Raw genomic sequence first — 19046 nt, forward strand, 5'->3', positions numbered from 1 at the left:
TTAAGAAAAAGGACTAACTTCTCTCGAAAGATGGTATGGAAGAATACCCATCAACGAGAGGAGTTTTTTCTATGACAGCTCCAACTACGCTCAGCTACCTGGATGCACTATTTGCATTCCTGGAACCAGAAAAGGTCGACGCCCTAGCCAAAGAAACGGGATTTATTCAACGTAAGAGAAAACTAACCGCCAGCGATTTTCTGTCGTTGCTTTTTCAGGCCCATGGAAACTTCATCGATCCGAGCTTGCAAGAACTCAGCACCAAGCTCTTGGCCGATCAGGAAATCGACATCAGTCGTACCGCAATCGATAAGAAGTTCACTAAGCAAGCTGTCCATTTTCTTCAACGGTTGGTCGAAGAGTTATTCCAGATTCAGCAATCGCTTGAACTAGCGAAACATCCAGTGGCCGTGGATTGGCCGTTTACGAGCTTGCGCATCTTAGATGCCACGCATATCGATGTGCCCAATTCATTGAAAGCGCGCGCGAAAAAAACACGCCAAACCTCCGTGAAAATCCAACATGAATTTGATGTGTTGACGGGACGACTGACCTTTTTGCGTGTCGATCTGGACAACGTCAACGACACCGTCATGGGAGGGAAACGGGTGCCGTTTCTGGACGAGCAAGAATTGTGCTTGCAAGACCTTGGCTATTTCCATTTCCACTTATTGGAGAAGATTGATGAAAACCACAACTACTTTCTCACCAAGTTTCGAAACGACGCTTATTTGGCCTATCAAAACCCGTTCCCTGCCTATCATCCGAATGGATCTGTGGTGAAGAGTAGTGAGTATCAACGCATTGAACTCGATCTCCTTTGCGAGAACATGGTACCGGGAGAAATCTTGGAACTGGAACAAGTTTACTTTGGGCACGATGCGCATTTTCCAGCACGATGTGTGCTAGTTGCCCATGGCGAAGAAGACCGACAACAGCGACTGAAAAAAATTCAGCGCCGGGCGACCAAAAGTGGGAAGAAACCCAAGCAGTTGGTTCGTGATTTAGCCAGAATAACCGGATATATGACCAACTTACCCGAACCGGTTTCAGGTTCGCACCTCGTTGAGTTGTATCGCATGCGTTGGCAAATTGAATTGATCTTTAAGGCATTGAAATCCTATTTGGAAATCGATCATTTCCGGTTGATCAAACAAGAGCGCTGGCTCTGCCATATATATGCCACATTACTGGTTTTCCTGTTAAGCCAATTGATTGCGTATCAACTTCGGAATGCGATTTGGGAAATCGAGGAGAAAGAAATTAGTGAAACCATCGCGATTCGAAGTATCGCCTGTGAGTTTTTGGCACAAATGTATGAAGCCGTCAAACAAAAAAAGAAGACGCTTCTGGCTTTTGTCCCCTTGATTTCCCACTTACTCAGCAGGACTGCACGGAAGCCGAATTCCGCTAAAGGAACAGCCTTGAAACGCCTTCAACTCAACTAGAATTACCCACCCACCCACAGCCTCCCCCAAAAAAGGGAGGCTAGTTGGCGTTCTTAGTTATCACCATTTCCGATATTCCCCTAATTCAAACCCCCATATCGTACAAATTTAATGGGCATACTCCACGTTATTTCTTAAGTTGACAGCTATGGGCTGAAGCCGTGCCCCCCGGAAAGCGTCCGCCTGGAGCGATTTCTTCCGCACAAGCTACATAGAAAAAAGAGCAGGCACCCCGCGGGGTGCCTGCTCTTTTTTTGTTATCCCTTAATGGTATTAACTAATCCCATCATGTCATCTGCGTAGGAAATCGCTCTTCCTTGTGATTGAAATAGCCGTTGCGTGGAAATCAATTCCGCCATCTCATCAGTCAAATCAACATTGGACATTTCCAACGCGCCTTGTTTGATGCCAATCGTTCCATCCGTTTGCTGGGACAAATCGATTAACTGTAAATTACCATTTGCGAGTTGTTCAGCTTCAGTACCGGTCAGGCGGAAAAGATTGCCACCTATTTTTTCGAGTGAGCCTTGCCGGTTTATCTGGGCAACACCCATTTGGATTTCAGTAGGTTGCTTAGTGGCATCGGTATAAGAAATTTCCAAAGTGCCATTCCCGCTTAACTGAATATCCTTATAATCAGCATCAAAAACGACGGGCTGATTGGTAGCGCCGAGTACCGCATCCCCGTTCGAGGTAACCAAACGCACTTGATTGGAGTTGGGAACTGGTTGAACTTGAAAAGATCCATCTTTTGTATAAAAAGTATTGCCTTCAGCGGCAATGCGGAAGTAGGCGGATTCCCCTTGGATCATAAAATCGAGAGGGCGATCGGTTTGGCGAATCGAACCTGGCTCATTGCGAACAGCGGTTTGGGACAGAATCGCGCCGGCGCCAATCCGTAAACCGTAAGGCGTGGTTCGTCCAATTTCATTTTGTTGGCCGACTTGTTTTTCGATAGACTGGACGAGTGCATCTGAAAAACTCGCTTCTTGACGTTTATAGCCATTGGTGTTGACGTTGGCGATATTGTTGCCAATCAAGTCGATTTTCTTTTGCAGTTCACTCATCGTGTTACTCGCAGTATTCATTTGGATATTCAATGGTTCACTTCCTCCTAAACGCGTCCGATTTCATTGACGGCTTTTTCCATGCTGCGGTCGTATGCTTGAATTACTTTTTGGTTGGATTCGAAGCCGCGGTATGTCGTCATCATGTCTGTCATGGTTTTGGTCAAGTCCACATTCGATTGTTCAATAAACCCTTGTTTTAAAAAGCTGTTTGTGCCAGCAAGTCGAGCAACATTATCGATAAACTGAGGAGCAGCTTCTGCATCTCCCGTCCAGCGTAAAAGATTCTGACCTTCTTTTACAAATTGCTGTGGGTTGTCCGTGTGACCAATCCACAAGCGATCGCCTTGTGTACCATCTGCTAGAATAAGTTGGCCATTGTCTTGGACAGTAAAATCGGCTGAACCAACTTGAATGGGTTGTTGGTTTTCGCCGAGAACAGGAAATCCGTCACTAGTCGTTAAAAATCCTTCAGTGTTTACTGCGAAAGAGCCGTTTTTTGTGTAACGCATCTCACCGTTTTCAGCAGTCACTGCGAAAACCATCGTCCCTTTTTGTTGGGTATCCGTGTTTAGTGGTAATAATTCATCCAACAACGCCATATCTGTTGAATTTCCAGTTTCTCGTAACGGACCTTGAAGAAAAGACGGAATACCCTCCTGTGTATATACTCCTGTAGTCAAACTACCGATATTTTGGGGGACTATTGTACCTTTTTTTCCATTTTCGATCGCTACGATGAGTTGGTCTGGAAATGCTCGTAAGACTGCTTTGTCTTCTTTAAATCCTGGAGTATTGGCGTTTGATAGGTTATTTGTCAATATTTGTTGATTCCTATTATTGGCCATCATCCCTGATGTAGCAGTATATAATCCGCGAAACATAGGTTTTTCTCCTTCTTATTAACATAATGATAGATATCGCGTAGCATAACATTAACGAATGAATAAAAATAGTGTCTTATTGATTAATATGGAAGAAATATCATTTTATATTTATAAAAAGAAAAATATACAAAATTATTGAAACATGATACTATCACTTTGTTATTAATTTTTGAAAATAGTACAAAATGATGAGTTTAATAAAAAAATAATAGAATATCATAATGAAAATGGCAAACTTACTCGAAAGGTAAAGACGCAAAGCTACGGGCCTAAATACACAGTGTACAAGGTAGCCGGGTTACCTAAGTGGTATATTTGATAAAAATCCACTTTTTTAAAGTGGATTTTTATTAGCATATTGATTGTAAAAAAAAGGAGTTTATCGATGAATATATTCCCTAAATCTCTAGAGACCATGGAACAAGCTTTATCGGCTTCTACACTTAAACAGCGAGTTCATTCAGCGAATATCGCCAATGTAGATACGGCTAATTACAAAAGCAAAAAAGTAGATTTCCAAGCAGCGCTCGATACAGCGATGAATCAGCAAAGTCTTTCAAGCTATAAAACAGACAATCGCCACCTGTCGTTTAGCAATGAAGCTACTGTAGGATCGACTAAAATCTTAACAAACAACTCAACCCAATATAATAACAATGGCAATAATGTCGACATGGATGTCGAGATGGCTGAACTGGCAAAAAACCAATTATGGTACAACGCCGTAACCGAACGGGTCAACGGCAAACTCAACAGTCTTAGCTCTGTTATTAATGGAGGGAGATAACAAAAATGAGTTTATTCAGCGGATTTAATATTAGTGCTTCGGGGCTGACGGCTAACCGAATGCGCATGGATGTGGTCTCTGCGAACATCGCAAACGCCAATACGAACCGTGCCGAATTAGTGGACGGGGAATGGGTGCCGTACCGCAGAAAATCAGTTGAGTTGTCTCAAAGTGGAACCTCGCCTTTTGCCAATCAATTGCAGTCGGCAATGAACAGGGGAAACACTGCAGTGACAGGTGTTAACGTGTCGGAAATTAGAGAAGACCAGACGCCTTTTACACTAACGTATGATCCGGAACATCCAGATGCTGGAGAAGACGGCTATGTTCGTTCATCCAACGTGGATCCACTAAAAGAAATGGTCGATTTGATGTCGGCAACTCGTTCATACGAAGCAAACGTCACGGCATTAAATGCATCAAAAAGCATGTTTATGAAAGCTTTGGAAATCGGCAAATAATACACTTTACTTAAGGTGAAAGAAATTGCTCCAGGCGGACGCTTTCCAAGAGATGGTCCACAGGAATTTGGACCATCTCCTTGCGACGAAGCTAGCGCAGCGATGCAGGAGCAGCGGTTTCCTAGTAGCACCTACTTAAAATAGTCGCCGCCTTCCGCTTTTTCTTCTAAGAGTCGTGAAATAATAAGAAGAAACTATTGATTTTAACTAGTGAAACATAGAGTTAGTTTGCTATAAGTCTTTATGAAGTAGTGCGAAATTGAAAGTTCGATTTTTAATTCACCAACTTTCTAAGCGTAGGCGCGTCCACGGGCTAGGCGAAGTAAGAAGACAGGCGTTCTTTGCCTGGCTTCTTACGAGAGCCATGCCCAGAGCGGCCGAAGCGGTATATAAAAAAATTATCCTACTATAACTACCTAGGAGGCACCATGGAAAAAATCAGCGGGATTCAAACGCCTTTTATTCAAAACCAATTATTCGACAAAGTGAAGCTGGACAACAAAGTTGAAGGGTTCGGGGAAATATTCAAAGATGCATTAAAAGGAGTAAGCAAAGCACAAAACGAATCAGATAAATTGACCAATCAATTGGTGACAGGAGAAGTTCAGGATGTTCATGAAGTAATGATCGCTTCGCAAAAGGCCAGCTTGTCGTTGCAAATGACGATGCAGGTACGAAATAAAGTGGTTGAAGCTTATCAAGAAGTGATGAGAATGCAAGTATGATTGAAACCGGCAGGATGATGATGAAATGAAAGAAAAGCTTTTAGTATTCAAAACGAAAATGAGCGAATCATGGACCAGTTTTTCTCCTGTAACGAAATGGTCTGTTATCGGCTCTTTTTTTATCACATTAATGATTTTAGGAATCTTCGTTTTCTTTAGCAATCAATCTAATTTTTCTGTATTGTATTCTGATTTGACGGCGGCCGAAGCTGGTGAAATCAAGACGGCGATTGAAGAACAAGCAATTCCTGTGGAAGTGTCGGCAGATGGTAAAACGATCAGTGTGCCTGAAGAGCATTTGGCTAATTTGAAAGTAAGTTTAGCAGCTGAAGGCATTCCGAAAAACGGCAATGTCAATTACGGTACGTTTAGTGAAAATATGGGGCTTGGGATGACCGATCGTCATTTTGATGTGGTTGAACGGGATGCGATGCAAAATGAGTTAGCGTATTTGATTGAGCAAATTGACGGAGTGACAGAAGCCAATGTCATGATTACGTTGCCAAAAGAAAATATTTGGATTACCGACGAAGAGCAAACGTCAACGGCTTCGATTGTGGTTCAAGGTGATTCGACTTTGCAGTTGGATCAAAAGCAAATTAATGGCTTGTATCATTTAATCAGTAAATCGGTGCCAAGTTTGCCGCCAGAACAAATTGTGATTATGGATCAAAACGGCCAAGTGTTTGAAGTGCAAGATGCCAATCAAGCAGATACCAATTTGTCGGTTTACCAGCAGCATCGTGAAATTCAAAAAGGCATTGAACAAGATATTCAGCGCGAGTTGCAACAAATGCTTGGCTTATTATTAGGTCAGGATAAAGTGGTTGTTTCTGTTATGACGAATATTGATTTCACTAAAGAAAAACGAGAAGAACAATTAGTGGAACCGGTTGATGTTGAAAATAATGAAGGCTTGAGTATTAGTGTCGAACGAATTGTTGAAACGTATTCAAGTGAAGGAACAGTTATTGAAGATGCAGCGGGAACCGGGGAAACGGAAGTGGCTAATTATCCAGGTGTAGACGGTGCTGGAAACAGTGAATCTGAACGAACAGAAGAGCGCATTAACAGCGAAGTCAACCGAATCAATCGCCAAATTGAAAAGAGCCCATATGTCGTTGATGACATTACAATCAACGTTGGTGTAGAGCCGCCGATTCCGGATAACCCGGCAAGTTTGACGCAAGAAAACATTGCGGATATCAGTAATTTATTGAAAAATGCAGTGAGTACATCGCTAAGCATGAATGAATTTCAAGCGACAGATGTTGAGTTGGAAGATCGAATTTCCGTTTTTGCAACCGAATTCCAAGGACGTCCAGCTGTTGAAGATGAAAAGCCAGAAGCGACATTTTTCGCTGGTATTCCTAATAATCTTCTGCTAGTAATTGGAGCGGCAATTGTGCTGGTAATTGTGATTATTGTTGCCTTGTTATTACTTCGTAAAAAGAAAAAAGTGGATATAGAAGAAGAATATAGTTTTGAAGGGTTCGAACAGGCATTAGCCAAATCAAATTTACTAGAACCCGAAGAGGAAGAAATCGATTTGTCTGAGTTTAGTAATCGATCCAATCCGAAGCGAAAAACGATTGAAAAGCTTGCCAAAGGACGACCTGAAGACTTTACGAAATTGTTGCGGTCATGGATGGCAGATGACTAGGAGAGTGTCTAATGGTTAGAGGAATACATGATTTGACAGGGATTCAAAAGGTAGCCATCTTATTGGTTGGTTTAGGACCTGAAGTTTCTATTGAGATATTCAAGCAATTGACCGAGCCAGAAATTGATCAACTGACGATGGAGATTTCCAATGTTCGGCAGTTGAAAAACAGCCAAACGGAAAGAGTCATTAATGAATTTTATGAAATGATTTTGGCGCAGGATTATATGAATGAGGGTGGATTGGTTTATGCCCGAAACATTCTCGAACAAGCGCTAGGGAAAGACAAAGCGATGGACACGATTAGTCGTTTGTCGAACCGACTTCAAGTAAAACCGTTTAGTTTTGCTCGAAAAGCGGACCCTAATCAGATTTTAAACATTCTTCAACACGAACAAGCGCAAACCATTGCGTTAGTGCTGTCTTATTTAGATGCGAAACAATCCTCTAAAATTTTGTCTGAGCTACCAAGTAGCAAACAAGCGGAAGTTGCAAGACGTATTGCTTTAATGGAAAGCACTTCCCCAGACGTTATCCATCAAGTCGAGCAAATTTTGGAGCGTAAGCTGACTGCGACTGGCAGCCAAGATTACACCGCGACTGGAGGAGTTGAAGCCATTGTTCGCGTGTTGAGCAATGTGGACCGCAGTACAGAAAAATCCATTTTGGGCGAACTTGAAAAAGACAATCCCGAACTGGTTTCAGAAATCAAGAAACGGATGTTTGTCTTTGAGGACATCGTCAAACTTGAAAGTCGTTCTGTTCAACGAATTGTCCGTGAAGTTAGCGACGCTGATTTGACATTTGCATTGAAAGTAGCAAGCGAAGAAGTGAAAAACAGCATTTATCAAAATATGTCGACACGTCGAGCAGAGGCTATCCATGAAGAAATCGAAGTTATGGGTCCAGTAAAACTGAAAGATGTAGAAAATGCACAAACAAATATTGTTGGCTTGATTCGTAGTATGGAAGAAAAAGGAGAAATTGATGTATCGCGTGGAGGAGGAGAAGAAATAATTGTCTAATATTATTCGACTTTCTCAGCCTCTTTCTGAAGAAATGAAAATTATTCAGACACGCAAAATTGAGACTCAAAAACCTGTTTTTACTGATCCCAAAATAGATCCGAGACAACAGCAACAGCAGTTGCTTCAAGAAATCAATGAATTGGAAGCTAAGAGAGAGCAATTGCAGGCTCAACTCGTAAACGATCAGCAAAATGCACAACGAGAAATCGATGAGTGGTGGCAAGAAAAGCAACAAGAATCACAACAGCATGCGCAAAGAGTCGAACAACAAGCAAAGCAACAAGGGTTTCAGGCTGGATTTACAGAAGGACTGGAACAAGTGGAGCAAGACAGCGTTGAAAAACGAGCAGAAATGACTCGTTTACTGGAAACAGCCTATGAAGAAAAGGCCACTATTATTCAGCAAGCCGAACCTTTCTTGCTGTCACTAAGTGTGACGATTGCCGAAAAAGTGATCCACAACGAACTGATACAAGATAGACAGCAGTTATTGAGCATTATTCAGCACGCATTAAAGCAAGTAGAAGAAGCTGAAGACGTCACGATGCAAGTTTCTCCCGAAGATTACTCGGTCATTATTCCCTTTTTAGAGGAGTTAAAAACCTATATCAAAGCCGATTCAGAATTAAAACTAGTTCCTGTAGCGAATCTGACATCAGGTGGCTGCAGAATTCATACAGCGAGTGGATCTTATGACGCGATGATTGATCATCAACTAGAAGAAATCAAAAATCAATTGCTCGCTTACTGTGAGGAGAAAACCAACGATGAACTTGTGGGAAGATGAATACCTGGAATTGCTGAGCGACATTGAACCGATCAAAAAGCACGGGAAAGTGATTCAAGTAATTGGTTTGACGATTGAATCACGAGGACCTAATGCAAAAATTGGTGAATTGTGTTTGCTTTACCCAAATCGCAACGAGCCACCGATTGAAGCCGAAGTTGTTGGATTTAAAGAAAACAGAATCATGCTCATGCCACTTCAGGATCTTTCGCAAGTTGGACCCGGTTGTTTAGTCGTCGCCACGGGAGGGCCACTGCAGATTAAAGTGGGGCCTTCTATTTTAGGGAAAGTTTTGGACGGAACGGGGATGCCACTTGATGAAAGCTTATTGCCTCGGGGGTTGAAAAAATATTCTACTAATAATGCCCCGCCGAACCCGTTAAAGCGCCCGAGAATCGATAAACCTTTAGAAGTCGGAGTTCGTGCCATTGACGGTTTGCTAACTGTTGGCCAAGGTCAACGCATTGGGGTATTTGCCGGAAGTGGTGTTGGGAAAAGTACGTTGATGGGCATGATTGCTCGCAATACAGAAGCAGATATTAATGTCATTGCGCTCGTTGGAGAACGTGGCCGTGAAGTTCGTGACTTTATTGAACGTGATTTAGGTCCTGAAGGGCTGAAGAAATCCGTCGTCGTCGCAGCAACCTCCGATCAAACACCCATGCAGCGCATTAAAGCCGCACTAACCGCAACAGCGATTGCTGAATATTTCCGGGATCAAGGAAAAAATGTCATGTTGATGATGGATTCGGTGACGCGTTTTGCGATGGCACAACGTGAAGTGGGGCTCGCAGTAGGCGAACCACCAACGAGTAAAGGGTATACACCAAGCGTTTTTGCATTGTTACCGAAATTACTCGAACGCTCGGGTACTTCCAGTAAAGGAACGATCACCGCTTTTTATACCGTTTTAGTAGACGGAGACGATATGAACGAACCGATTGCCGATGCGGTGCGCGGAATTTTAGATGGACATATTGTATTGGACCGAAAAATTGCTCAAAAAGGTCAATTTCCAGCGATCAACGTAATGGCGAGTGTTAGCCGGGTGATGCACGAAGTGGTATCAGAAGAACATCAACAAGCCGCACGAGATTTCAAACGTCTGTTAGCAGCTTACGAGACTTCTGAAGATCTGATTAATATCGGAGCCTACAAGAGTGGTGCAAATAAAGAGATTGATGACGCCATTCGAGCGTATCCATTGATCCGAGAATATTTGCAGCAAGACATTTACGAGAAAGCCAAAATAGAAGAAAGTGTTGAACGGCTATCCGCACAATTTGGAGGGATTTAAACTGACACAATTCAACTTTCGATTTCAAAAGATATTGGATTTAAAAGAAAATGAAAAGGGCTTTGCGCAGATCCAAATGGCTGAAGCTATCAAACAACATGAAGTAGGACATCAGCAAAAAAGAATGATTCAAAAGAAAATCTCAGATGCTGAGTTATTAAAAAATGCCAAACAGCAAAGTGGCGTCAACATTTCAGAACTTCGCATGTTAGAAGACTATATTTATCAGCTTCAAGGTCAATCGCTTTCTTCCGAAAGAGAATTGGAACATTTACAGAAAAAAGTTTCAGCGTCTCAAGGTGTATTGCAAGAAAAAGCGAAAGAAGAAAAAACGTGGGAAAACTTGAAGCAACAAAAGTTAACACATTTCCAAGAAGAAAACAAAGCGGCCGAACAAAGCTTTTTTGACGAAATGGCCAGTACGCGGTTTTATCGCTTAGCTAAGGCAAATAACTTGGCGGAAGGGACTTGAACGTATGGAAGCTTTAAAGCCGACGTTTCAACAAATCATTAGCCCTGTCACGAAAACAACTTCGAAACCTGTTGTGAATCAAGCGGCATTTGCTTCTTTACTGGAATCATTGGCACTTCCACCTGTTAGCGAACAACAAGCACCTACAGAAAACCTGTTGGAAAACGTGGAATCTGTGCTAGCGTCTTTACAAGAACTACTAGTTGAAGAGCCAACAACTGAGCAGCAGGAAATTCAATACGCCATTCTGCAGTTGCAACAACTGCAGGCTGACAACAAGCCAACTGGTTTGCCAGCGCCCGGTCAGGTAGCTGCGAATGCATCAGAAGATCCTAGTCAACTCGTTTCACTGCTTCAGAAAATACAACAGCAGCTCCAAATTTTAGTCGAACAACCAGCTGGAGAAACTGTGAAATCCCCGATGTTGAACGAGGTAGAAGGAAAAGCGAATAAGACAAGCGTTAATGGCTTAATACAACTTTCTAAACAACTCGATGATTTGTTGGGGATGCTTGAAAAACAACAAGCTCTAATCGCTACGAGCCCTCAACTAAAGCCGGTTATAGCGTCTAGTGAAGAAAGTCATGCGGTAAAGGATATTCCCATACTTGTTGGTGAATTACTGAAGCCAGTGAGCAACAGTTCTAAGGTGTCTGTTGAAATGCAAAAGGCGTTAAAAGAACTTGAAGCAGGAGAAGGTAAGGTTGTTCCGAAGCTCCAAAGTGGAGAAGAACTTCAAACTCCTAAAGAATCCATAGAAGTGAAAGCGACTCCAGATCTAGCTGCGCAGCCTTTAACGATGACAGCAGATGCTGGAAAGGTTGCCGGGACTCTTGTGAAAGCAGAAGCCAGTCTACAGCCAGTTCCATTAGTACGTTTACCCCATCTTCTAGAAGACCTCGGCGGGATGTTGAAAAGTTCAATGCGCTTAGTCGACGGTCAAGAAGGCCTGAAAATGCGTGTTAATATTTTCCCGGAACATTTGGGACACCTTGAAATCTTATTGACATCAACAAATGGCAAACTAGCCGCTCAAATTATGGCAAGCACACCAATGGCAAAAGAAGCGATTGAACTTCAGCTAAATCAGTTGAGAACTTCATTGATTCAACAGGGTGTGGAAGTTGAAAAAATTGAAGTGCTCGAACAAAGCCCACAGCAGCCTTTTAATCAGCAACAACCTCATGCAGAACAACGGTTTACGCAACAACAAAGTAAAAATCCGCGTAGTGGTCATAGCTATTTTCAGTCTGAAGAAGACGTAGTTAAAGAAACAACAAAGCTATTGCCTGAAGGCTTACTAAAAGTAGATTACACCGTATAGAAGAAAGGGTGTTTGGATGAATATTTCGACAGCGACAACGGGAGCGGCTACTGCTGCAGCGCCAGTGGCTAAGACGGCACCAACAAATGCACTTGGACAAGATGCATTCCTTAAAATTCTAGTGACTCAAATGCAGCACCAAGATCCGATGGAGCCGTTAAAGGACACCGAATTTATTGGCCAAATGGCCCAATTTACAAGCCTCGAACAATTGACCAATTTAAATAAAACGATGACGCAATTCGTCAACAATCAAGGAAATTCGTCATTAGCAGATTATGCGCATTTAATCGGAACATCGGTTAAGTGGCAGTCCGAAACAGCGTCAGGTGAAGGAATTGTCAAAGCCTTGTCCAGTAAAAACGGAGAAGTAATGGCAGAGCTTGAAGGATCAGATGTAAAAGTGCCAATCAACTCAATCATTCATATTGAAAAAACGACAGCACCAGCTAATAAACAAGAAACTGTGTAATCCATGGTGGATGAAACGCGGTTCTTGAAAGGGGAAAATTAAATGTTACGTTCAATGTACTCAGGTGTGTCAGGTATGAAAAACTTCCAAACAAAGTTAGATGTTATCGGGAATAACATTTCTAACGTTAATACAGTCGGCTACAAAAAAAGCACCATTAATTTTCAAGATTTGTTAAGCCAGAATATGTCGAGTAGTGGTGCGAATCCGATGCAAGTGGGTCTAGGTTCGGTAACTTCTTCCATCAACGTCAATCACAATGCAGGTTCATTAATGTCTACGGGCGTGGGAACTGATCTTGCCATTATGGGAGACGGCTTTTTCGTTGTGCAAGACCCAAAAGCTACTGCTCCAGCAGGACAATACTTAACACGGGCAGGAAACTTTACAGTAACAGCTGCAGGCGACTTAGTAACAGCTCAAGGGTATAAGGTTTTGAACAATGCTGGAAACACCATTAAAATTAATGCTAGCACCTATAGTTCATTTAGTATTAATCGTGAGGGTCAAATTATCGGAAAGAAAATAAGTGACGGAAAAGATGAAAATCTTATTGGAGGGTTAATAGGAGTTGCGGCACCAGCCAATCCTGAAGGACTTAGCAAAATTGGGGGGTCACTATACCAAATGACTGCTAGTGCAGGCAATGATATGAAGTTAGGGTCAGCTACAGACGCTAAAACAGAAATCGGTTCGGGCATGCTCGAAATGTCTAACGTTGACCTAACGGAAGAGTTTACAGAAATGATTATAGCGCAACGCGGATTCCAAGCTAACTCAAAAACCATTACCACTTCTGATGAAATTTTACAGGAAATTATGAACCTAAAACGTTAATGGAAGGAGCTTAGTCCATCGAAATGATTAACTTAACTAGGTTAAACCGTTCATCTATCGTATTAAACGCCATCTATATCGAGCGACTAGAATCGACACCGGATACAGTGGTGACGTTAACAACCGGTAAGAAAGTCCATGTACTGGAAACTGTAGAGGAAGTTATGGACAAAGTAACCGACTATTACCGGAAGCTGAACATTTTACCTCGTTTGCATGAGCCGAACCTAGACGAATGAGGGGGCAATCAAGTTGACAGACGTTTTATCAAATGAAAATATCGAAACCATCCTTTCGGCAATGGGCAATCAAGAACCGAAAGTGATTGATAAAAAAAGAAATGTTCAAGCATATGATTTCAAGAAAGCGTTACGTTTTTCACAAGATCAAATCCGTACCTTATCGCGTATCCATGAGAATTTTTCGCGCTTGTTAACTTCTTATTTCTCGGCACAGCTTCGAACATTTGTTCAAGTGACCGTTGAAAAAGTTGAAGAGGTTTCCTATCAAGAATTTGTTCAAAATGTCCAAAAAAAATCGATGTTGGGTGTTTTTGAAGCAACACCGCTGCAGGGCAGCATGGTGATGGATTTTTCTCCAGAGGTGGTATATGTCATGTTTGACCGGCTACTGGGCGGGCAAGGAAATCTCTTGCAGAAAGACAGTGAGTTGACTGAAATTGAAATCAGCGTCATTGAACGGGTGTTTTCAAAATCACTGGATTGTTTTGAAGAAGCCTGGTCATCTGTAGTGAAACTGTCTCCAGAACTCAAAGAGATTGAAGTGAATTCACAATTCTTGACTACTTCTCCTCCAAACGAAACGGTCATTTTAATCAAGTTGCAAACAAAAATTGGACACGCAGAAGGCATCATCAATATCTGTTTGCCTCATACAGTGCTCGAGCAAATTTTGCCGAAGCTGTCAGCGAAACATTGGCTGGCAAACCAAAAAAAGGCTGTTGAAACACATGAAATGGAAGCGTTAGAAGAAAAGCTGCAAAGCACCAAAATGGAAATCAAAGCGGTACTGGGAAAATCAACGATTGAACTTGGAGATTTCCTGAACCTGAAAAATGGCGATGTCATTCGTTTGGACGAATCTTACGAGTCACCTGTCACGCTTCAAGTAGATAACAAATTAAAATTTTATGCCCAACCTGGTGTTTCAAAAGGTCGGATGGCTGTACAAGTAACAGAACTATCGATTCAAGGAGTTCAATTTGATGACGACTGATCATCATTCTCCAGAAAAACGTAAAAATTCTTCGGATGACCAGAAGACAGGAGGAAAGGCGATGCCTGAAAACGCATTATCAAAAACAGAGACAGAAGCTATCATCGAATTATTGAACACGTCTCTAGGAGGTTCGGCTGCTTTACTCACATCGTTGCTTGCAGAACAGGTTTTTGTCACTTCTCCAACGCTAACTGTGACCAGTCGAGATGCTGTATTTGGTTCGATCGGCGCACCGTTTTATGTGGCGCTTGGTGAATATACGGGTTCAGCTAGCGGAATGCAGGTTCTTGCTGTTTCTAAAAAGGACATGGATGCTGCATTAAAGACTACAGAGGACCAAACAGAATTTCAAGCGGTTCAAGAGTTGATTAGTAAAATGTTTGATTCAGTGGCACAGTCGATGTCAGCGCTGTTAGAAAACGAGCTTACTTACTCCTTGTCGGGTATGGACGTTGTGGACCAAACGGGTGAATTTTCGTTAGCTAACTTTACGAAAGAGCAGTCGTTTACAGAGTCGGAATTTCAGTTGAATGTTAGCGGAAAGCAAAACATCCGTTTTTGTTTATGTTTGCCTCTACCACTTGCAAAAACCTTGGTGGAGATTTTAACGGCACCGTTTAATCCGCAAGAACTAAAGGAGACAAGTGAAATGCCAAAGCAATCAGATGATGGGCTAAATGAGCAGGCTCAAGCAACACCGACCGTACAAAATGTTCAGTTTTCAAGCTTCGACAATACGGAAACAGCGCCATCTGCACCGAATAACTTGAATATGTTATTGGATATTCCGCTCCAAGTTACTGTGGAGCTAGGCCGTACAAAACGAGTAGTCAAGGAAATATTGGAAATCTCGCAAGGGTCTATTATTGAATTGGATAAATTAGCAGGAGAACCCGTTGATATCCTAATCAATAATAAATTGATTGCAGTTGGAGAAGTAGTTGTCATTGATGAGAACTTCGGTGTCCGGGTAACAGATGTATTGAGCACAGCTGAACGCATCTCAAAACTGCGTTAATGATGGATAAAAGGAGTTTACTAAGAGTGCCTAAATCAAGTTATATGTGGATGCCATTGCTATTAGCGCTGTTGTTTTTGAGCGCAATGTCGGTGCCACTAGCTGTTCAAGCCAGTCCGAATGTGGTGGAATGGCTAAATAATGAAGATCCGGTAGAAAAAACACCCGTTGATGATGTAGAAAGAGCACCGATAGAAGAAAAAAGCTTAGCCGGTATTATTGTTCAATTAATCTTTTATACGTTGTTGATTGTGGTGATGATTTATGGACTTATTAAGTTTTTAGCGGCACGTCAGAAAAACCTGCAACCGAACCAAGCTGTTAAACTGATGGGTGGTACGCCGCTGGGCAATAATAAGTCGCTGCAAGTGGTGAAAATTGGCAGCCAGATGTACTTACTTGGCGTGGGTGATGAAGTAACGCTCATCAAGGAATTTTCAGATGCAGTGGAAATTAACAACATTGAAAAAGACTTTGAGCAGCAACAACCCGCATTATCGAAAAACTTGTTTGATTTAACAAAGAAAAAGATGGAAGGTTTTTCAAAAAAAGCGCAAAAAAATGGCTTTGATCAGTTATTTAAGCAAAGCTTAAATAAACAAAAAGCCCAACAACAAGCGCTTGAAGATGAGTTTGAAAAAGAAACGCAAGACACGGAAGGACGTCCGCTATGATTCCGGAAATCTTATCTGCTATTAATATTCCGGGCATTGATTTTGGCGCAGAGTCCCCTGAAGATGTCTCAACAACGCTTCAATTATTCTTCCTGTTAACGATTTTGTCTTTAGCTCCAGGAATTCTAGTTATGATGACTAGTTTTACACGGATCATCATCGTTTTGTCATTCGTGCGAACTGGACTCGGCACACAGTCGATGCCACCGAACCAAGTATTGGTTGGCTTAGCACTATTTCTAACATTTTTTATCATGTCTCCTATCGTAGGAGAAATGAATGAAACTGCACTTCAACCGTATTTAGACGGCGACATGGCGCAACAAGAAGCACTGGATACCGCTATTGTGCCATTAAAAGAATTTATGGCAAAAAATACAAGAGAAAAAGATTTGGCTTTGTTTTTTAAATACGCGGAGCTAGAAAAACCTGACAGCATTGAAGAGATTCCGCTAACTTCACTGGTTCCGGCATTTGCTATTAGTGAGATGAAAACTGCTTTTCAAATTGGGTTTGTTATTTTTATTCCTTTCTTAATCATTGATATGGTTGTCGCCAGTACGTTGATGGCAATGGGGATGATGATGTTGCCGCCAGTCATGATATCGTTACCGTTTAAAATATTGCTATTTGTGTTGGTCGATGGCTGGTACTTAATAATCGAATCGCTGCTGGTCAGCTTTTGACGAAAGGAAGAATACGATGACTCCAGATATGGTGATCAAACTAGCGGAACAATCAATTTTTACAGTGATTCTTATATCCGCTCCAATGCTGCTCATTGCGTTAGCTGTTGGATTATTGGTCAGCGTGTTCCAAGCGATGACACAAATTCAAGAACAAACCTTAGCATTTATCCCGAAAATACTGGCGGTCTTTATCTCGCTCGTGGTCTTTGGCCCGTGGATGTTGACCTTGCTGCTAGATTACACACGGGACTTGTTTGAGCAGCTGCCAAGAATTATCGGGTAAACGGACATGGACAAAATTTTTGATATCTTGCCTTATTTTTTACTCATGCTCGTCCGTTTAACCAGTTTTTTTCTAATTGCTCCTATTTTCTCAATGCGAGGGGTACCCGCTCAATTCAAAGTAGGTATCGCAGCATTTTTAGCGTTTGTCGCTGTGTCGACCTTGCCTATGGGCGAAACGATTCTTTTGGACTCGACGTATCTTTTGTTAATTACTAAAGAACTGGCGACGGGTTTGGCACTCGGCTTCACTGCAGCTCTCGTGTTGTACACGGTTCAAATTGCAGGCGCTTTTATTGATTTTCAAATGGGTTTTTCGATGGCCAATGTGCTGGATCCACAAACCGGTGCGCAAGTGCCGATTATCGGTCATTTCAAGTACATGATGGCGTTGTTGTTCTTGTTAACTGTAAATGGTCATCATTTGATGTTAGACGGTGTGATGCAAAGCCTATGTGTGTTTCCGGTAGAGCGATTAGCTATTTCTGTGAAAGCTGAAGACATCGCACAATTTATGACGGGCTTGTTTGCAGAAATGTTCTTGATTGCGTTGCAAATTGCCTTGCCAATCGTTGGCGCTTTGTTTTTAGTGGATATTGCCCTTGGTATTTTGGCGAAAACGGTGCCTCAGCTGAATATATTCGCTGTCGGGTTGCCGTTGAAAATTTTTGTCGGTTTTATCATGCTTTTTCTAACCATGCCCGTGTTTTTCTATATCCTGCAGGTTCTCTTTGAGAAACTCTTGGTGAGTATGGCTCAACTGATTCGTTTGTTAGGAGGAACGTAAGTGGCAACTAGATATCCCTTGGATTTGCAATTTTTTGCGGGTGAGAAAACTGAAAAAGCGACACCGCAAAAAAGGCAAGAATCCAAGCGGAAGGGCCAAGTAGCCAAAAGCCCGGAAGTCGCAGCTGCCATGATTATTATCGGGGGGATTGTGCTACTGAATTCGCTCGGTGGCTGGATGATGGACCGAATTTTAGCTATTTACCGGATTCACTTTACGCAATATATTTCCTGGGAAATAACACCGGCCACCATTCGTACCTTGTTTGAGCAGATGGCCATGAATGCCTTTTTGTTGATGCTGCCTATCATGCTCGTTGGTATGGTCTTCGGCTTTCTCGGAAACTTTATCCAAGTGGGTGTTATTTTCACATCAGACCCCATCATGGCCAAGTTTGAACGACTAGATCCAATCAAAGGGGCAAAGCGAATATTTTCAATGCGCGCTTTAGTCGAGTTGGGGAAGTCCCTTTTGAAAATCGGCATTATCGGCGGCGCTGCATTTGGCGTATTGTGGGTAGGCAAAGATGAGTTATTTACGCTGTCACAAAAAAGCATTGGCTATTCGTTTTCTTTTATCGGTTCATTGGTTTTCCAAATGGGCTTGATTGCAGGACTGATCCTGCTGAGTTTATCTATCCTAGACTACATTTATCAGAAATACGAATTTGAAAAAGGCATCAAGATGTCAAAACAAGACATCAAAGATGAATACAAAAAAGCGGAAGGCGATCCGCTCATCAAATCAAAAATAAAAGACAAGCAGCGACAAATGAGCATGAACCGTATGATACAGGATCTGCCAAGTGCAGATGTGTTAATCACCAACCCCACGCATTACGCTGTCGCGATCAAGTACGATGCCGAAATGATGGAGGCTCCGGTCATCATCGCAATGGGCAAAGATCATTTGGCGCTGAAGATTAAAGAAAAAGCGAAAGAATTTGGAATTGTGACGATGGAAAACAAACCTCTCGCACGAGCACTGTATGCCCAAGTTGAAGTTGGGGATGTTGTACCGGAAGAATTATTCCTAGCTGTGGCTGAGGTTTTAGCATATATTTACCGATTAAAAGGAAAAATCCGATAACCCGGATAGAGGA

At 42.2% G+C, this 19046-nt stretch carries 22 protein-coding genes and 1 riboswitch; of the genes, 20 read left to right on the forward strand and 2 right to left on the reverse strand.

Translation table 11 applies throughout. The annotated features are described in order from the left end of the window. Positions 1 to 71: 71 nt before the first annotated feature. Positions 72 to 1448 (forward strand): IS4 family transposase, encoded by a 1377-nt coding sequence (locus AJGP001_RS01085; RefSeq protein ID WP_071153814.1) that lies wholly within the window; start codon positions 72 to 74, stop codon positions 1446 to 1448. A 257-nt stretch (positions 1449 to 1705) separates the two neighbouring features. On the opposite strand, the gene AJGP001_RS01090 is transcribed toward AJGP001_RS01085, so the two are convergent. Both AJGP001_RS01090 and AJGP001_RS01095 read right to left on the reverse strand, forming a co-directional pair. Further along, positions 1706 to 2548, reverse strand: coding sequence for a flagellar hook-basal body protein (locus AJGP001_RS01090; protein WP_078080049.1), 843 nt, complete (start codon positions 2546 to 2548; stop codon positions 1706 to 1708). Between the two features lie 14 nt (positions 2549 to 2562). Continuing rightward, positions 2563 to 3399, reverse strand: a complete 837-nt coding sequence (locus AJGP001_RS01095) for a flagellar hook-basal body protein (RefSeq protein ID WP_078080050.1) — start codon at positions 3397 to 3399, stop codon at positions 2563 to 2565. A 222-nt stretch (positions 3400 to 3621) separates the two neighbouring features. Beyond that, positions 3622 to 3708: riboswitch (cyclic di-GMP riboswitch) on the forward strand. Between the two features lie 79 nt (positions 3709 to 3787). On the opposite strand from AJGP001_RS01095, the gene flgB reads away from it, so the two are divergent. From flgB to flhB, 19 genes are all read left to right on the forward strand, one after another. Beyond that, entirely contained in the window at positions 3788 to 4189 is a 402-nt protein-coding gene (flgB, locus tag AJGP001_RS01100; protein ID WP_071154093.1) for a flagellar basal body rod protein FlgB, read from the forward strand. A 5-nt stretch (positions 4190 to 4194) separates the two neighbouring features. After that, entirely contained in the window at positions 4195 to 4650 is a 456-nt protein-coding gene (gene flgC / locus AJGP001_RS01105; RefSeq protein WP_058386669.1) for a flagellar basal body rod protein FlgC, read from the forward strand. Positions 4651 to 5078: 428 nt separating this feature from the next. After that, positions 5079 to 5375 (forward strand): flagellar hook-basal body complex protein FliE, encoded by a 297-nt coding sequence (gene fliE, locus AJGP001_RS01110; RefSeq protein WP_071154094.1) that lies wholly within the window; start codon positions 5079 to 5081, stop codon positions 5373 to 5375. Positions 5376 to 5400: 25 nt separating this feature from the next. Further along, positions 5401 to 7038, forward strand: a complete 1638-nt coding sequence (fliF, locus tag AJGP001_RS01115) for a flagellar basal-body MS-ring/collar protein FliF (protein ID WP_071154095.1) — start codon at positions 5401 to 5403, stop codon at positions 7036 to 7038. 11 nt (positions 7039 to 7049) lie between these two features. Beyond that, positions 7050 to 8063: a flagellar motor switch protein FliG gene (gene fliG / locus AJGP001_RS01120; protein WP_071154096.1), complete on the forward strand. Its 1014-nt coding sequence runs from the start codon at positions 7050 to 7052 to the stop codon at positions 8061 to 8063. After that, a complete protein-coding gene (locus AJGP001_RS01125) occupies positions 8056 to 8853 on the forward strand; it encodes a FliH/SctL family protein (RefSeq protein WP_071154097.1) in 798 nt (265 codons plus the stop codon). The genes fliG and AJGP001_RS01125 overlap by 8 nt, the downstream gene beginning before the upstream one ends. After that, positions 8834 to 10150 carry a flagellar protein export ATPase FliI gene (fliI, locus tag AJGP001_RS01130; protein WP_058386664.1) on the forward strand — a complete coding sequence of 439 codons (1317 nt, stop codon included), beginning with the start codon at positions 8834 to 8836 and terminating at the stop codon, positions 10148 to 10150. The genes AJGP001_RS01125 and fliI overlap by 20 nt, the downstream gene beginning before the upstream one ends. Continuing rightward, a complete protein-coding gene (fliJ, locus tag AJGP001_RS01135) occupies positions 10113 to 10622 on the forward strand; it encodes a flagellar export protein FliJ (RefSeq protein ID WP_237150193.1) in 510 nt (169 codons plus the stop codon). Before fliI ends, fliJ begins: the two co-directional genes overlap by 38 nt. Before the next feature lie 4 nt (positions 10623 to 10626). After that, a complete protein-coding gene (locus AJGP001_RS01140; RefSeq protein WP_071154098.1) occupies positions 10627 to 11946 on the forward strand; it encodes a flagellar hook-length control protein FliK in 1320 nt (439 codons plus the stop codon). Between the two features lie 16 nt (positions 11947 to 11962). After that, positions 11963 to 12418 carry a flagellar hook assembly protein FlgD gene (gene flgD, locus AJGP001_RS01145; protein ID WP_058386662.1) on the forward strand — a complete coding sequence of 152 codons (456 nt, stop codon included), beginning with the start codon at positions 11963 to 11965 and terminating at the stop codon, positions 12416 to 12418. 42 nt (positions 12419 to 12460) lie between these two features. Next, a complete protein-coding gene (locus tag AJGP001_RS01150) occupies positions 12461 to 13255 on the forward strand; it encodes a flagellar hook-basal body complex protein (protein WP_078080051.1) in 795 nt (264 codons plus the stop codon). Positions 13256 to 13278: 23 nt separating this feature from the next. Then, positions 13279 to 13494 carry a flagellar FlbD family protein gene (locus AJGP001_RS01155; RefSeq protein WP_058386660.1) on the forward strand — a complete coding sequence of 72 codons (216 nt, stop codon included), beginning with the start codon at positions 13279 to 13281 and terminating at the stop codon, positions 13492 to 13494. Positions 13495 to 13507: 13 nt separating this feature from the next. After that, positions 13508 to 14491 (forward strand): flagellar motor switch protein FliM, encoded by a 984-nt coding sequence (gene fliM, locus AJGP001_RS01160; protein ID WP_078080052.1) that lies wholly within the window; start codon positions 13508 to 13510, stop codon positions 14489 to 14491. Then, positions 14481 to 15512: a flagellar motor switch protein FliN gene (gene fliN, locus AJGP001_RS01165; protein WP_078080054.1), complete on the forward strand. Its 1032-nt coding sequence runs from the start codon at positions 14481 to 14483 to the stop codon at positions 15510 to 15512. The genes fliM and fliN overlap by 11 nt, the downstream gene beginning before the upstream one ends. A 26-nt stretch (positions 15513 to 15538) precedes the next feature. After that, on the forward strand, positions 15539 to 16186 hold the full coding sequence (locus tag AJGP001_RS01170; RefSeq protein WP_071154100.1) for a flagellar biosynthetic protein FliO: 648 nt from the start codon (positions 15539 to 15541) through the stop codon (positions 16184 to 16186). After that, the gene (gene fliP / locus AJGP001_RS01175; protein ID WP_071154101.1) at positions 16183 to 16872 is read left to right on the forward strand and encodes a flagellar type III secretion system pore protein FliP; all 690 of its coding nucleotides are present in this window, start codon (positions 16183 to 16185) and stop codon (positions 16870 to 16872) included. The genes AJGP001_RS01170 and fliP overlap by 4 nt, the downstream gene beginning before the upstream one ends. Before the next feature lie 16 nt (positions 16873 to 16888). Further along, entirely contained in the window at positions 16889 to 17158 is a 270-nt protein-coding gene (gene fliQ, locus AJGP001_RS01180) for a flagellar biosynthesis protein FliQ (protein WP_049693911.1), read from the forward strand. A gap of 6 nt (positions 17159 to 17164) precedes the next feature. Continuing rightward, a complete protein-coding gene (gene fliR, locus AJGP001_RS01185) occupies positions 17165 to 17944 on the forward strand; it encodes a flagellar biosynthetic protein FliR (RefSeq protein ID WP_071154102.1) in 780 nt (259 codons plus the stop codon). Beyond that, a complete protein-coding gene (gene flhB, locus AJGP001_RS01190; RefSeq protein ID WP_078080056.1) occupies positions 17945 to 19033 on the forward strand; it encodes a flagellar biosynthesis protein FlhB in 1089 nt (362 codons plus the stop codon). Positions 19034 to 19046 lie beyond the last annotated feature (13 nt).

This window comes from Planococcus faecalis, assembly GCF_002009235.1.
Taxonomy (GTDB): Bacteria; Bacillota; Bacilli; order Bacillales_A; family Planococcaceae; genus Planococcus; species Planococcus kocurii.